At 64.0% G+C, this 12,904-nt stretch carries 15 protein-coding genes and 1 tRNA gene; 5 read left to right on the top strand and 11 right to left on the bottom strand.

Translation table 11 applies throughout. The features are described from left to right. Positions 1–34: 34 nt before the first annotated feature. Complete coding sequence (locus KCG44_RS04510) at positions 35–739, bottom strand: NAD-dependent deacylase (RefSeq protein ID WP_218444476.1); 705 nt, start codon at positions 737–739, stop codon at positions 35–37. Positions 740–792: 53 nt separating this feature from the next. Here KCG44_RS04510 and dapB point away from each other — a divergent pair, with 53 nt between their 5' ends. Further along, positions 793–1,575 carry a 4-hydroxy-tetrahydrodipicolinate reductase gene (gene dapB, locus KCG44_RS04505; RefSeq protein ID WP_218444474.1) on the top strand — a complete coding sequence of 261 codons (783 nt, stop codon included), beginning with the start codon at positions 793–795 and terminating at the stop codon, positions 1,573–1,575. Continuing rightward, positions 1,572–2,570 (top strand): LLM class flavin-dependent oxidoreductase, encoded by a 999-nt coding sequence (locus KCG44_RS04500; protein ID WP_218444473.1) that lies wholly within the window; start codon positions 1,572–1,574, stop codon positions 2,568–2,570. Before dapB ends, KCG44_RS04500 begins: the two co-directional genes overlap by 4 nt. Positions 2,571–2,681: 111 nt before the next feature. Here the strand turns inward: KCG44_RS04500 and ruvA are convergent, their stop codons facing one another. The 9 genes from ruvA to KCG44_RS04455 form a co-directional block, all read right to left on the bottom strand. Continuing rightward, the gene (gene ruvA, locus KCG44_RS04495; protein WP_218444472.1) at positions 2,682–3,296 is read right to left on the bottom strand and encodes a Holliday junction branch migration protein RuvA; all 615 of its coding nucleotides are present in this window, start codon (positions 3,294–3,296) and stop codon (positions 2,682–2,684) included. Next, positions 3,293–3,784: a crossover junction endodeoxyribonuclease RuvC gene (ruvC, locus tag KCG44_RS04490; protein ID WP_218444471.1), complete on the bottom strand. Its 492-nt coding sequence runs from the start codon at positions 3,782–3,784 to the stop codon at positions 3,293–3,295. Before ruvC ends, ruvA begins: the two co-directional genes overlap by 4 nt. A 42-nt stretch (positions 3,785–3,826) precedes the next feature. After that, positions 3,827–4,576 carry a YebC/PmpR family DNA-binding transcriptional regulator gene (locus tag KCG44_RS04485; protein WP_218444470.1) on the bottom strand — a complete coding sequence of 250 codons (750 nt, stop codon included), beginning with the start codon at positions 4,574–4,576 and terminating at the stop codon, positions 3,827–3,829. A gap of 44 nt (positions 4,577–4,620) precedes the next feature. Then, the gene (locus KCG44_RS04480) at positions 4,621–5,331 is read right to left on the bottom strand and encodes a hypothetical protein (RefSeq protein ID WP_218444468.1); all 711 of its coding nucleotides are present in this window, start codon (positions 5,329–5,331) and stop codon (positions 4,621–4,623) included. Between the two features lie 16 nt (positions 5,332–5,347). Beyond that, positions 5,348–5,665 (bottom strand): heavy metal-binding domain-containing protein, encoded by a 318-nt coding sequence (locus tag KCG44_RS04475; RefSeq protein ID WP_218444467.1) that lies wholly within the window; start codon positions 5,663–5,665, stop codon positions 5,348–5,350. A gap of 120 nt (positions 5,666–5,785) precedes the next feature. Continuing rightward, complete coding sequence (locus KCG44_RS04470; RefSeq protein ID WP_218444466.1) at positions 5,786–6,574, bottom strand: FAD binding domain-containing protein; 789 nt, start codon at positions 6,572–6,574, stop codon at positions 5,786–5,788. After that, a complete protein-coding gene (locus KCG44_RS04465) occupies positions 6,571–7,041 on the bottom strand; it encodes a (2Fe-2S)-binding protein (RefSeq protein ID WP_218444465.1) in 471 nt (156 codons plus the stop codon). The genes KCG44_RS04470 and KCG44_RS04465 overlap by 4 nt, the downstream gene beginning before the upstream one ends. 753 nt (positions 7,042–7,794) lie before the next feature. After that, the gene (locus KCG44_RS04460; RefSeq protein WP_218444464.1) at positions 7,795–8,922 is read right to left on the bottom strand and encodes a zinc-binding dehydrogenase; all 1,128 of its coding nucleotides are present in this window, start codon (positions 8,920–8,922) and stop codon (positions 7,795–7,797) included. Between the two features lie 103 nt (positions 8,923–9,025). Then, positions 9,026–9,113 (bottom strand) — tRNA-Leu (locus KCG44_RS04455). A 118-nt stretch (positions 9,114–9,231) separates the two neighbouring features. On the opposite strand from KCG44_RS04455, the gene KCG44_RS04450 reads away from it, so the two are divergent. Then, positions 9,232–10,032: a DUF1206 domain-containing protein gene (locus KCG44_RS04450; RefSeq protein ID WP_218444463.1), complete on the top strand. Its 801-nt coding sequence runs from the start codon at positions 9,232–9,234 to the stop codon at positions 10,030–10,032. Positions 10,033–10,054: 22 nt separating this feature from the next. Here the strand turns inward: KCG44_RS04450 and KCG44_RS04445 are convergent, their stop codons facing one another. Beyond that, a complete protein-coding gene (locus KCG44_RS04445) occupies positions 10,055–10,825 on the bottom strand; it encodes a competence/damage-inducible protein A (protein WP_218444461.1) in 771 nt (256 codons plus the stop codon). 42 nt (positions 10,826–10,867) lie between these two features. On the opposite strand from KCG44_RS04445, the gene map reads away from it, so the two are divergent. Then, positions 10,868–11,686 (top strand): type I methionyl aminopeptidase, encoded by an 819-nt coding sequence (map, locus tag KCG44_RS04440; protein WP_218444460.1) that lies wholly within the window; start codon positions 10,868–10,870, stop codon positions 11,684–11,686. After that, positions 11,683–12,840 carry an acetylornithine deacetylase gene (gene argE, locus KCG44_RS04435; protein WP_369411921.1) on the top strand — a complete coding sequence of 386 codons (1,158 nt, stop codon included), beginning with the start codon at positions 11,683–11,685 and terminating at the stop codon, positions 12,838–12,840. Before map ends, argE begins: the two co-directional genes overlap by 4 nt. Positions 12,841–12,904: the final 64 nt, after the last annotated feature.

The following is a 12,904-nucleotide window of genomic DNA, read 5'->3' as shown; positions in this document are numbered from 1 at the left end:
CCCGGCCGACCTCCATGAATCTGGCCGCGCCGTTCTAGCCCAGAAGTTCCTTCACCCACGCCGGCACCAGCGTGCCCGCAGGTCCGTGCCGCGCCTCGTCAAAGAACATGGTCCCCTCACTTGGCTCCAGATTGAGCTCCAGTGTGCGGGCGCCATTGGCGGCCGCCTCTCGCACGAAACCGGCGGCGGGATAGACCGCGCCGGACGTTCCGATGGAGACGAACAGGTCCGCGGATGACAGCGCGCTGTCGATCCGCGCCATGTGATACGGCATCTCCCCGAACCAGACGATGTCCGGGCGCAGCGTATTCTCGGCGCCGCACGAGGCGCAGACCGTGCCGGACCGCATCTCTGGCGGCGCATCCTGCCGTTCCTGGCAAATCCGGCAGAAAGCCCGGGTCAGTTCGCCATGCATATGCACCATGCGCGCCGTACCGGCACGGTCGTGCAGATCGTCGACATTCTGCGTGATAAGAAGCAGTTCGCCGTCCCATGCGCTGTCCAGCTCCGCGAGCGCTTCATGGGCGGGATTCGGATGCACATCGGCCAATGCGGCACGTCTGAGGTCATAGAAACGCAGCACCAGATCGGGGTCGCGCCTGAAGGCGTCCGGGGTGGCGACATCTTCCACCCTGTGCCCCTCCCAAAGACCGTCCGGTCCGCGGAACGTCGCAATGCCGGATTCGGCCGACACGCCCGCGCCTGTCAGGATGACGATGTTTCGCGGCTTGCCAGTCATGCCCTGCTGCTCCATCTTCCTCGCTGGGCATGTGATGAGGAGTGCATAGCGAGATGACAAGCCGCATCGGCATATTGGGTGCAGGCGGACGTATGGGCCGTGCGATCATCGAGGCCGTGCGCGCCAGTGACGGCGTCACCATCGGCGGCGCGGCGGAACGTCCGGGCCATCCCTGCCTTGGCGAATCACTGGGCGGCACCATGACGATTTGCGGCAATCCATCGGCGGTGGCGCATAACAGCGACGTGCTTGTCGATTTCACCACGCCCGATGCCCTGAAAAGCAATCTCGATGCCGCGCTGGGCGCAAAATGCGCGCTCGTGATCGGCACCACCGGACTGACCGGCGCGCATCTTGAAACCATCGATCAGGCGTCTCGCGATATCGCCGTGCTGCAGACGGCGAATACCAGCCTGGGCGTCAATATGCTGGCCGCGCTGGTGATGAAGGCCGCCGCCGCGCTCGACACCGACTGGGACATCGAGGTCGTCGAAATGCATCACAGGCACAAGGTCGATGCGCCGTCGGGGACCGCGCTGCTGCTGGCCGAGGCCGCCGCGAAGGGGCGCGGATCGCCGCTCGCCAGTCTGGCCGAGCGGGGACGCGACGGGCCGGATAGCCAGCGCAGGACCGGCGCGATCGGTATGGCCAGCCTGCGCGGCGGCTCCGTCGCGGGCGATCATGACGTGATCTTCGCCGCAGAGGGCGAGCGCATGGTCCTTTCCCACAAGGCCGAATCACGCGAGACATTTGCCCGCGGCGCCGTTCGCGCGGCGCGCTGGCTCACTGGCAAACCCGCCGGACTTTACACGATGAAGGACGTGCTCGGGCTATGATCCCGTTTTCGGTCCTCGACCTGTCGCCCATTGTCGAGGGCAGCGATGCCCCGACCGCGTTTGCCAATTCCGTGCGGCTGGCACAGACCGCCGAGGCGTGCGGCTATCATCGCTACTGGCTGGCCGAGCATCACGGCATGGCGGGCATTGCGAGCGCGGCGACATCCGTCGTGATCGGCCATGTCGCGGGGGCGACGCGGCGCATCCGCGTCGGCGCGGGCGGCATCATGCTGCCCAATCACGCGCCGCTGCTGATCGCGGAACAGTTCGGCACGCTGGACGCCATGTACCCCGGTCGCATCGACCTCGGCCTGGGCCGCGCGCCTGGATCGGACGGTGTGGTCGCCAGCGCGATGAAGCGCGATCTTCATGCCGCCGCCGAACGCTTCCCGGACGATGTCGCAGAGCTGATGTCCTATTTCGCGGGCACGGGCCCTGTCACTGCCGTCCCGGGTGACGGCGCGGACGTGCCCATATGGATGCTGGGCTCCAGCCTGTACGGCGCGCAGGTCGCGGCTCATTTCGGCCTGCCTTATGCCTTTGCCAGCCATTTCGCGCCTGCGCACATGGTGGAGGCGATCCGTATCTATCGCGAACGCTTCCAGCCCTCCGCGCGGCTGAAGCGCCCCTATGTCATGCTCGCGATGAACGTGATCGCGGCGGACACTGACGAAGAAGCGCAATATCTGGCAACGTCGCTTTTGCAGGCCTTCGTCAACATGGCGCGCGGCAGGCCCGGCCGCCTGCCAAAGCCCATTGAGGGCTATGAAAAGGATCTGCCCGCCGACGCGCGTGCCCGGCTGGCAGCCACTCTGTCGGCCAGCGCCATTGGCGGCCCGGACACGGTGGCCAAGGCCCTGTCGATCTTCATGGCCGAGCATCAGCCGGATGAACTGATCCTGGCCGGGAACGTACATGATTTCGAGAAGCGCGTGAAAAGCTGTGAGATTGCGGCGGAGGTGCGCACGTCTCTGTCACAGGCGGAGGCGGCTTAGACGGGTGTAGCGCTGCCCCTTTTTTCATCGCGCCGGTGGGGAACGCAGATATCTGGATGCCGCTCACTTGATGCGCTCAGGATGATCGGGAATTGGGAAATTGCTTTCCCGCTACCGCGCCGCCTTTTTCAGCGCCAGGCCGACAATCGCTTCCACCGCCGCGTCGGCCCCCAGCTCCTCAACGGCCGCCGCCACGACCTTCGCCGCCTGCGCGGGCTTGAAGCCCAGATTGAGCAGCGCCGACTGTGCCTCCGCTGCGGCAGACCCGGCGGCGGCCGCCCCGCCGCCACCCGGCAGGTTCGCCGCGCCCGCGGTCACTCCCATACCGGGCACCACCTTGTCGGCCAGTTCGCTCACCAGCCGCTGCGCCAGTTTCGGGCCAACGCCCGGCGTGCGCGCAACCATGGCCTTGTCGCCATTCGCAATGGCCGCCTGCAATTCGCCGGGACCAAGCGTCGACAGGATCGCCAGGCCGACGCGGGCACCGACGCCCTGCACCCCCGTCAACAGCCGGAACCAGCCCTGCTCGTCCGCATCCCGGAAGCCGTATAGCTGGAACGCGTCTTCACGGATCACCGTTTCGATCAGCAGCGCGGCCGCATGGCCGTGGGCCAGCTCGTCGATGGTCCGGCTGGACGCGCTGACCAGATATCCGACCCCATTTACGTCAAGGATGACGCTGTCCGCAGTCAGCGTGTCGACGATTCCCGTCAGCTTTGCGATCATAGTCCCTCCATCATCCTATTGCGCCCCGCCATCCCCGCATGGGCGATGGCGACGGCCAATGCGTCGGACGCGTCGAGACTGTCCGGGCGTGCCCCCGGCAATAGCCGTTCGACCATGGCCTGCACCTGCCGCTTTTCCGCGGTGCCCGTCCCCGCGACGGCTTTCTTGATCAGGCGCGGCGCATATTCGGCCACGTCGAGCCCGCCCGCCCCCAGCGCGGCCATGACCGCGCCTCGTGCCTGCCCCAGTTTCAGGGTCGATTGCGGGTTTTTGTTCGTGAAAACCTCTTCCATCGCGGCATCGTCCGGCTCGTGCGCGCGGATGATGGCCGACACATCGGCAAACAGCATCGACAACCGCACAGGCATGGCGAGTTTCGCAGGCACTTTGATGGTCCCGTTCGCTATATGGCCAAGGCGGCTGCCCTCCATCCGGATCACGCCCCAACCCGTCGCGGTCAGGGACGGATCGACACCGAGAATCAGCATGTCACATCCCTCCCCAGCAGGCGGCGGAGGGACGGCTGGCAATCACCCGCCGATCTTCTCCATGATCTCATCGGAAATGTCGTAATTGCCATAGACCGTCTGCACATCGTCATCATCGTCAAGCGCATCGATCAGCTTGAAAAGTGTGCCCGCGGCGCCCTCTTCCATTTCGACCATTTCCATCGGTTTCCAGTAGAGTTTCGCGCCCTCTGGCTCGCCCACCAGGTCTTCCAGCGCCTTGGCGACCTCATGCAGCGCATTTGCGTCGGTATAGATCTCATGTTCTTCATCACCCGACGAATCGACATCGTCCGCGCCCGCCTCAAGCGCCGCCTCGAACAGCCTGTCGGCACCGATCGCGTCTTTTTTATAGGTGATGAGGCCGACATGGTTGAAACCGTGCGTGACCGTACCCGGCCCGCCGACATTGCCGCCATTGCGCGAGAAAATGGTGCGGACATTGGTGTTCGTACGGTTACGGTTGTCGGTCAGCGTTTCGACGATCAGCGCCACGCCGCCGGGGCCGAAACCCTCATAGCGGATCTCCTCGTAATTCTCGTCATCGCCGCCAACCGCCTTGTCGATGGCCCGCTGGATATTGTCCTTTGGCATGGAGGCGGATTTCGCGGCCTGAACGGCGGCGCGCAGGCGCGGGTTCATGTCGGGGTCGGGCATGCCCATCTTCGCCGCGACAGTGATCTCACGCGAAAGCTTGGAAAACATCGCCGAGCGCTTTTTGTCCTGCGCGCCCTTGCGGTGCATGATGTTCTTGAATTTACTGTGGCCTGCCATGGGGAAATCCTGAATCTCGTAATGATCATGAAGTGCGCATCTCCCTAGCGTGGCGGTGCGCCCTCCTGCAACCGGGGGTTGATGTCGGCGCAGTGCTGCGCCGCGGCGACCGCAAGGGCGCAGATCAGCAGGACATACCCCGCCGTCAGCGCCTGCTCGACATGCGACCAGAAGATGTTCCGCATGGTGAACGCGGATGACGGGGCGGGCACCGCCATGTCCAGCAGTTTCCAGACCAGATACGCCGCCCCCACAGTGAAGCAGAAGGGCAGCGCCGTGTCCGCCATACCCGCCCACCACCGCATCTCCAGCGGTGACAGGACCTCCGTCGCCGTCCCCGCACAAATCGGCAGCAGTCTCGCCGTCAGGATCGCGCCGACAACCCCCGCAAGCAGAAACCAGGCCTGTGCATATTCACCGGCATCGCCATTCAGGAACCGCAAATGCACGAGCGTCGGCAGCACCGCCATGGCAAAGGCAAACACCACCGCCGCACCCGCAAACCACAGGAATCCGAGCGTCGGGATCGCCGGCCGCTCATGCCCGGCCATCGCGCGCATGAACATGTAGGGCATCCAGAAAATCACGAAAAACTGCGCGCCTGTCTGCAATGCGCGCATCCATTCGGTCTGCGCAACGTCGGCAGGCAGGACAGGCAGCATCGCGCGGCCCGAATAAACAATGATCAGCAGGAGCCAATGCCGCGGGCGCAAATTCGCAATGAATGACCGCGCGGCGGACAGCCACGTCAGCATTGCGGCGGCCTGCCCGCTATAGCTTCACCGCCGTTCCCGATGCCGACACCATCAGCATGGAACCGGTTTCGCCGATGACTTCATAGTCGAGGTCGATGCCCACAACCGCATCCGCGCCCAGCGAGGTCGCCTGATGCTCGACTTCCCTCAGCGCCTCTTCGCGGGCATTGCGCAGAACGCCTTCATAGGACCCGGCCCGCCCGCCGACGACGTCGCGGATGCTGGAAAAGAAATCCTTGAACAGATTGGCGCCAAGGATCGCCTCGCCGGTGACGATGCCGAGATAGTCCTTTGCAGGGCGGCCTTCGATCGTGGGGGTGGTGGTGAGGATCATTTCAAGTCTCCAGTCTTGGGGTGCCGGAAGTTCCGTCAGGAAGTTTCCAATTGATCCGCCGCGTGCGCGCCGCGGAAATCACGGTCGGCGCGAAGCCGAGACAGGGTGATCCCATCACCCTCACTGCAAACCTTGGGCCGCCTGCGCCAGCATCACCGTGCACAGATGCGCGCGATATTCGGCGCTGGCGTGGATGTCGCTGGACATAAGCGACGCGGCGGGGGGCGTGACCGACGCAATGTCGGTGCCGGTTGCGAGCGCCTCTTCGGCTTCAGGCCAGCGGAACACGCCCTCCTGACCGCAGCCGGTGACAGCGACGCGCCAGATGCCCTCGTCCAGTTCGGCGACGAACACGCCGGACAGCGCATAGCGCGACGCGGGGTGGCGAAATTTGGCATAGGCGGCGCGCTTCGGAATGCGGAAACCGACGCGGCGGATCAGCTCGCCATCCTCCAGCGCGGTGAAGAACATGCCCTGAAAGAAATCGGCGGCGGCATGCGACGCGCGGTCGGTCTCGATCACCGCCTCCAGCGCCAGTGCAGCCGCCGGATAATCCGCCGCCGGGTCATTATTCGCCAGCGCCCCGCCCAGTGTCCCGCGGTTCCTGACCTGCGGGTCGCCGATCAGGAGCGCCATTTCGGTCAGCGCGGGAATGCGCCCGGCCTGCTCGGCCACATCGCGGTGACGGGTCATGGCGCCCATCCACAGGCGGCCATCGGCCTCTATAATGCCCCGCAGATCATCAAGCGCGGCCAGGTCGACCAGCTGTTCGGGATCACGCAGGCGCGCCTTCATGGCCGGGATCAGCGTGTGACCGCCCGCCAGATAGGCGACATCACCGCCGGAACCTGCAACCGCTTTGGCCGCGGACACGGCATCGGCGACACTGGCTGGCTTGACGATGTTCATGCGCCTGCCCCCATATCGGCCGCGCCCTTCCTGATGGCTTTGACAATGTTCACATAGCCGGTGCAGCGGCACAGATTGCCCTCCAGCTCATGTGCGATGGTGGCGTCGTCGACCCCCGCGCCGTGGCGCTCGGCGATGCCGATGCCCGCAATAATCATGCCCGGCGTACAGAACCCGCATTGCAGGCCATGTTCCTCTTTGAACGCCGCCTGCATCGGGTGCAGCTTTCCGCCTTCCGCCAACCCTTCGACGGTGGTGATTGCCGCCCCCTCCGCCTGCGCAAGCAGAATGGTGCAGCTTTTCACCGGCTCGCCGTTCATCAGGACATTGCAGGCGCCGCACTGGCTCGTGTCACAGCCGATATGCGTGCCGGTCTTTCCCAGATCGTCGCGCAGCACATTGACAAGAAGTTCGGTCGGGGCGGCGTCCACCGTTATCGGCGTTCCGTTCAGGGTCATGGGCGTCATGAATGACGGCTTAGCCTGCCAATGTGACGACGCCAAGACTGGCGAATTTCGTGAGGTTTGCTGCGCGCCGCCATCCCATGATTGCCGCCAGTAAAAAACAGGCGGCACATCCGGGGCATGGATGTGCCGCCTGCTCTTATGCGGGGCGGGTGGCAGCGCCGGGGCCATGAAGCCGCCACCCTAGGGACTTGATTTAGCGGCGAGCAACCGGGGCCGTGGCTGCTGCCGACAGCAGAATGGAAGCAACCGCCGTGCCAGTTCTGGCCGATTGGCGACGCTCAATATCTTAAGTGATTAAGCGCGAATTCACGTTGTTTTCTGGGACAGTTTCCGTTTCCCGCTTGTCCCGATTCTGCACAGACGGAACGCCCGTCGCCGAAATCCGCGCGTGCGATGGCGCGAAGAATTTTCTCGAACGAAATCAGGCGACATGTCCGGGGCCTTGGACATGTCGCCTGACGTCTTGCGGGGGTGGATGCCAGTTCCGGGGGCTGTGGCGCTGGCATCCCATGCTAAAATTACCCGATGCAATCCGGCATTTGCCGATATGCTGCCCGGGGAAATGTGATCGACAGCGACCGGGGCCTTGGCTGCTGCCGATGCCATATGAGTAGCAACCGCCGTGCCAGTTTCGCCGCCTCGCAATGTTTCAATGCGCTATTTGATTAAGACTCGATTTACGTTGCGTTTTGGCACAGACTAGTGTTTCCCGGCTGTCCTGATACGGGACAGCCGGGGCGATTTCAGCGGAGGCTATTTCCCATTGGGGCAGATCAGATACTTCTCGCCCGTCGCCTTGCGCGCATAGGCCTTGGCGGTATCGGCATCCAGCGCCTCTTCCAGTGTCAGTCTGCCGGTATAGTTGCTTTTGAACGTCGTCTGCAGCTCGTCGGCAACACGCTGACGCAGGGCGGCGGCTTTTTCTGCACCCAAACGCTGCAGGAACGGCGGCAGCAGCCAGCCGCCAATGCCCCAGAACATGCCATAGCTGCGTGTCAGCTGCGTCGGGTTGAGGTCGAGCGCGCCATAAAGATACACCTGCTTATGGGTCGTGACCCCGTAAACGCTATATTCCGTCGCATTGCGGATCAGCGCGGCCTCCATCGATGCCAGGATCTTGTTCGCCAGCTTGCCGCCGCCGATCGCGTCGAACGCCAACGTGGCGCCGGTTTCCGCAAGGGCATCGGTCAAGGCCGCGTTGAAATTATCGGCGGTGGAGTTCAGCACATATTTCGCGCCGAGGTCGCGCAGTATCTTCTCCTGCGCTTCGGACCGCACGATATTCACCAGGTTGATGCCGTCCGCCTTGCAGATGCGCACAAGCATCTGGCCAAGGTTCGAGGCAGCCGCGGTGTGGACCAGCGCCTTATGCCCTTCCAGCTTCATGGTTTCCGTCATGCTGAGCGCCGTCAGCGGATTGACGAAACAGGATGCCGCGTCGACCGCCGCCGTGCCTTCGTTCAGCACCAGACAGTTCTGCACCGACGTCTTCACCTTCTGCGAATACATCATGCCGCCCATGGCCGCGACCACGCGCCCCATCAGCGCCTGGGCCGCATCCGATGAACCGGCGGCAACCACAGTGCCCGCGCCTTCATTGCCAACCGGCAGCCCCTTGTCGAGGCGCGCGCCAAGGCGGCTCAACATGGCCTCGGGAACAGGCGCCGTCAGGACGGGACGGCCATCGCGCATTTCCGTGCGCGCGGCACTGATATCCGCCGGTCCGAACATGACGCCCTGATCCGACGGATTGATGGGGGCGGCACCGACTTCGATGACGACTTCGTCGGGCTTCAGTTCGGCGGATATCTCGACATCGTCCAGATACAGCTCCATCCGGGCATCTTTGCTGATCTTCGATTTCATGCGAAGTGCGGTCATGGTCGGGGTCCCTCTTCAAAATGCGGTGGCAGTGTCTCAACTCTACGCGCCGGACACAGCCACTGACAGCTATCGCATTGGGGATGTGCGCGCCGAATCGGCATGGTGCCCGCGGCCGGGATCGAACCGGCAAGGAGGAAACCTCCGAGGGATTTTAAGTCCCTTGCGTCTACCAATTCCGCCACGCGGGCACGGGGTCGAACGCTGATTCCGGCGAGCTAGCCGCCCAAAGGGCATCCTGTCCAGCCGGGAACAAAATTCACCGGCCAAGCGCTTCGGTTGCATGTGTTATTGCAGGGAGCCGAAGTCATGAACCGCGTCACACGTCTCGAAACATTTGCGCGGATCGGCTTTCTGGCCCGCGGCATCGTTTACATCCTGATCGGCTATTTCGCGCTGACCTCTGCCAATGCCCAGGGCACGACCGGCATATTGGATCAGATGAAGGACGTACCGCTCGGCAATGTCATCCTCGTGCTTATCGGCATCGGCCTTCTGGGTTACGGCGTTTTCCGGCTGTTCGGGGCGATGGCGAATCTTGAGGGCGAATCCGGTGCGAAGGGCGCCGCCATCAGGACGGGTCACGCCGCCAGCGGTTTCGCGCACCTGTTCCTCGGCTATTACGCGATCTCGGGCGTGTTCGGCTCCGGCGGCGCGGGCGGCAGCGGGTCGGGCGGCGGCAGCGGTGAGGCGGCAAGCATGGTGAGCTCGCTTCCAGGCGGCACGGCGCTTCTGGTCATCATCGGCATCGGCCTTGCCCTTGCCGGACTCAACCAGTTGAAAAAGGCGGTTACCGCCAAGTTCATGTCCCGCCTCGACGCCGACGCCCCGCCGCGCGTGAAGATCATCGGTCAGGCAGGCTATGCCGCGCGGTTCGTGGTGTTCGTGGTGCTCGGATGGCAGGTCATCACCGCCGCGACGTCGTCAAATGCGGCACAGATTGGCGGCTTTGGCGACGTGCTCAGCAGCCTGCGCGATACGCAGTGGCTTTATATCGCCGTTGCGCTCGGCTTCATCATGTTCGGCGTGTTCAGTCTGGTCATGGCGCGCTACCGCCGGATCAGGAACGAGGATGTGATCGAGCGCCTGAAGGCGGAAGCGGCCGCCTGAGGACAGAAGGCCGGGCGCGGCGCTAGTGAATGGCGCCGTCCACCGGCTCGACATCCGCCGCGGCAAGCGCCGCCATCAGCCTTTCGGCCGCATCGTTCAGCGTCTCTTCGTCGCGGGCGCGAATGACGAAGTTCGAACCGACCCTGCCCTGGTCCCAGAACGGGTAGGAGCCAATCTGTACACCCGGCTTTTCGCGCTCGACGGCAATCAGCACATCGGCGACGGCGGTTTCGCCCACCCAGGCGCCAATGGTCCGGTCGAGCACACGCTGGCCGCCCTCCAGCGTGCCTGTAATTCCGGCCAGCATGCCCTGCGTGATCTTTGGAACGCCCGCCATCATGTAGATATTCTCGACATGGATGCCCGGCGCGCCCGAAACCGGGTTCTTTATAAGCTCGGCGCCATCGGGCACGCGCGCCATGCGCAGACGGGCCTCGTTGATCCTGTCGCCATAATAGCCTTCCAGAATCGCCCGCGCTTCAGGGTGGATCACAACGTCGCGGTCAAGTGCCTTGGCAACCGCATCGACGGTGATGTCATCATGCGTCGGACCGATGCCGCCGGTGGTAAACAGATAGTCGAAACGTTCCCGACCCCGGTTGACGGCCTCGACAATCCTGTCCATCTCATCGGGCACAATCTCTGCCCCCATGAGGTCGATGCCCTCGACATTCAGCCATTTGGCAAGGTAGGCGAGATTCGCATCCTGCGTGCGGCCGGACAGGATTTCGTCACCAATGACGACCAGTCCGGCGGTCCAGATGCGGTCTGAGGTTTGATTTTGGTCGGGCATGGGCGGCTCCTACCGCACCGCCCGCTGGGAAGGAAGCGCGTCATGGACGCACTGGTTGAAGACATTCGTATCGAAGGCGACGGCGTAAAGCTGCACGGCCCCGCCGCGTTCGAGGGCATGCGCGCCGCCGGTCGGCTGGCCGCCAGCGCGCTCGACATGATCGCGCCCTATGTGGTCCCCGGTGCGGTCACGCGGGAACTCGACGACCGCATTTACGAATTCGTCCGGGCGGCGGGGTCGGTCGCGGCGACCGTCTTTTACCGCGGCTATTCCCATTCCAGCTGTATCAGCATCAATCATGTCGTCTGCCATGGCATTCCGTCCGCCAAAAAGCTGGCGAAGGGCGATATCGTCAATATCGACATCACCACCATCATCGACGGCTGGCACGGCGATACCAGCCGCATGTTCCTGGTCGGCGATGTCAGTGTGAAGGCAAGGCGCCTGGTCGACATCACCTATGAGTGCATGATGCTGGGCATCGAAGCGGCGAAGCCGGGCGCACATCTGGGCGATATCGGCCACGCGATCCAAAGCCATGCCGAGAGCCAGCGCTGTTCCGTCGTGCGCGATTTTTGCGGGCATGGACTGGGGCGGCGCTTTCATGAGGAGCCAAGCGTGGTCCACGCCGGCAAACCCGGCACCGGAACGCTGCTGCGCCCCGGCATGTTCTTCACCATCGAACCAATGATCAATCTCGGCAAGGAAGGCGTCAAGGTTCTGAGCGACGGCTGGACCGCCGTCACGCGCGACCGGCAGCTTTCCGCGCAGTTCGAGCATTCCATCGGTATCACCGAAGAGGGCGCGGAGATTTTCACATCCTCGCCCAAGGGCCTCGACCACCCGCCCTACGCGGTGTGACCGGCGCCGAGCTGACGGCACGGGCGCGCACGCTGCTGGGAGAGCTGATCGCGTTCGATACGACGTCGCGCAATTCGAATCTCGATTTCATCCACCATGTCGAGACCTATCTGGCGGATCTTGACATCAAGAGCACCCGCATTGCCAGCAGGGATGGCAGGAAGGCCAATCTTTACGCCAGCATCGGCCCCAACGTTCCGGGCGGCGTCATTCTGTCGGGTCACACCGATGTCGTGCCTGTGGATGGTCAGCCCTGGACCAGCGATCCGTTCACCATGACGGCGCGCGGCGATCGCCTGTTCGGCCGCGGCACCTGCGACATGAAGGGGTTTCTGGCGCTGATGCTGGCCGCCGCGCCCGCCTTCGCCAAAGGGCGGTTCACGCACCCGGTGCATTTCGCATTCTCCTATGACGAGGAAATTGGCTGCCTCGGCGCGCCGGACATGATTGCGGAAATGGCAAAGCATCTGCCCGCACCGCGCTGCGCCATTATCGGCGAGCCGACCTCCATGCGCGTGGTCACGGGACACAAGGGCGTCTATTCCTACCGCGTTGAAATTACCGGTCGTGAATGGCATTCCAGCGCGCCGGACAGGGGCGCATCGGCGATCATGGCCGCGCTGCCGCTGCTCGGTGATCTGGCCGCGCTGGCCACCCACCTGGAATCCCGCCCCGACCCGGCCTTCGATCCCCCACACGCCACGCTGACAGTCGGCATGATCGAGGGCGGGACGGCGGCAAACATCCTTGCGCGCAAATGCGGCTTTACCTTCGATTTCCGCGCACCCCCCGGAATCGACCCCGACGCCGAACTTGCGCATTTTGCGGAAACGGTCGCAGCGCTCGACACCCGTCTGAAATCCCGTTTCTCCGGCGCGGGCGCCACCTTCACGCGCCTGTCCTCCGCGCCGCCCTGCCGGCTGGAGTCCGCGGACGCCGCAGATTTCGTCCGCCGCCTGGCAGGCGATAACGGCCAGCCGCGGACGGTTGCCTACGGTACCGAGGCAGGACAGTTCCAGCAGGCCGGATTCCCGGTGGTCATCTGCGGTCCGGGCTCCATCGACCAGGCGCACCAGCCCGACGAATATCTCGACATCGCTCAGCTGGAGCGCGGCGCGACGTTCATGACACGCCTGATGGAGGCGCTCAGCTAGACCGGCATCGCACTGGAAATCCTCACCACGCGTCGGCATAAATGCGGGCGAAGGGAGTTTGAGG

The organism is Pacificimonas pallii (assembly GCF_019204005.1).
GTDB lineage: Bacteria > Pseudomonadota > Alphaproteobacteria > Sphingomonadales > Sphingomonadaceae > Pacificimonas > Pacificimonas pallii.
The sequence above is the reverse complement of the archived record's forward strand: the minus strand, read 5'-3'. Positions and strand labels throughout refer to the sequence as shown.

Excerpts from the sequence above, each read along its gene's own strand:
- KCG44_RS04450 (WP_218444463.1), top strand. The coding sequence starts at position 9,232 with ATGAACCGCGTCACACGTCTCGAAACATTTGCGCGGATCGGCTTTCTG.
- KCG44_RS04470 (WP_218444466.1), bottom strand. The coding sequence starts at position 6,574 with ATGAACATCGTCAAGCCAGCCAGTGTCGCCGATGCCGTGTCCGCGGCC.
- KCG44_RS04485 (WP_218444470.1), bottom strand. The coding sequence starts at position 4,576 with ATGGCAGGCCACAGTAAATTCAAGAACATCATGCACCGCAAGGGCGCG.
- KCG44_RS04480 (WP_218444468.1), bottom strand. The coding sequence starts at position 5,331 with ATGCTGACGTGGCTGTCCGCCGCGCGGTCATTCATTGCGAATTTGCGC.
- KCG44_RS04475 (WP_218444467.1), bottom strand. The coding sequence starts at position 5,665 with ATGATCCTCACCACCACCCCCACGATCGAAGGCCGCCCTGCAAAGGAC.
- KCG44_RS04500 (WP_218444473.1), top strand. The coding sequence starts at position 1,572 with ATGATCCCGTTTTCGGTCCTCGACCTGTCGCCCATTGTCGAGGGCAGC.
- KCG44_RS04460 (WP_218444464.1), bottom strand. The coding sequence starts at position 8,922 with ATGACCGCACTTCGCATGAAATCGAAGATCAGCAAAGATGCCCGGATG.
- ruvC (WP_218444471.1), bottom strand. The coding sequence starts at position 3,784 with ATGCTGATTCTCGGTGTCGATCCGTCCCTGACCGCGACGGGTTGGGGC.
- ruvA (WP_218444472.1), bottom strand. The coding sequence starts at position 3,296 with ATGATCGCAAAGCTGACGGGAATCGTCGACACGCTGACTGCGGACAGC.
- KCG44_RS04510 (WP_218444476.1), bottom strand. The coding sequence starts at position 739 with ATGACTGGCAAGCCGCGAAACATCGTCATCCTGACAGGCGCGGGCGTG.
- dapB (WP_218444474.1), top strand. The coding sequence starts at position 793 with ATGACAAGCCGCATCGGCATATTGGGTGCAGGCGGACGTATGGGCCGT.
- KCG44_RS04465 (WP_218444465.1), bottom strand. The coding sequence starts at position 7,041 with ATGACGCCCATGACCCTGAACGGAACGCCGATAACGGTGGACGCCGCC.
- map (WP_218444460.1), top strand. The coding sequence starts at position 10,868 with ATGGACGCACTGGTTGAAGACATTCGTATCGAAGGCGACGGCGTAAAG.
- KCG44_RS04445 (WP_218444461.1), bottom strand. The coding sequence starts at position 10,825 with ATGCCCGACCAAAATCAAACCTCAGACCGCATCTGGACCGCCGGACTG.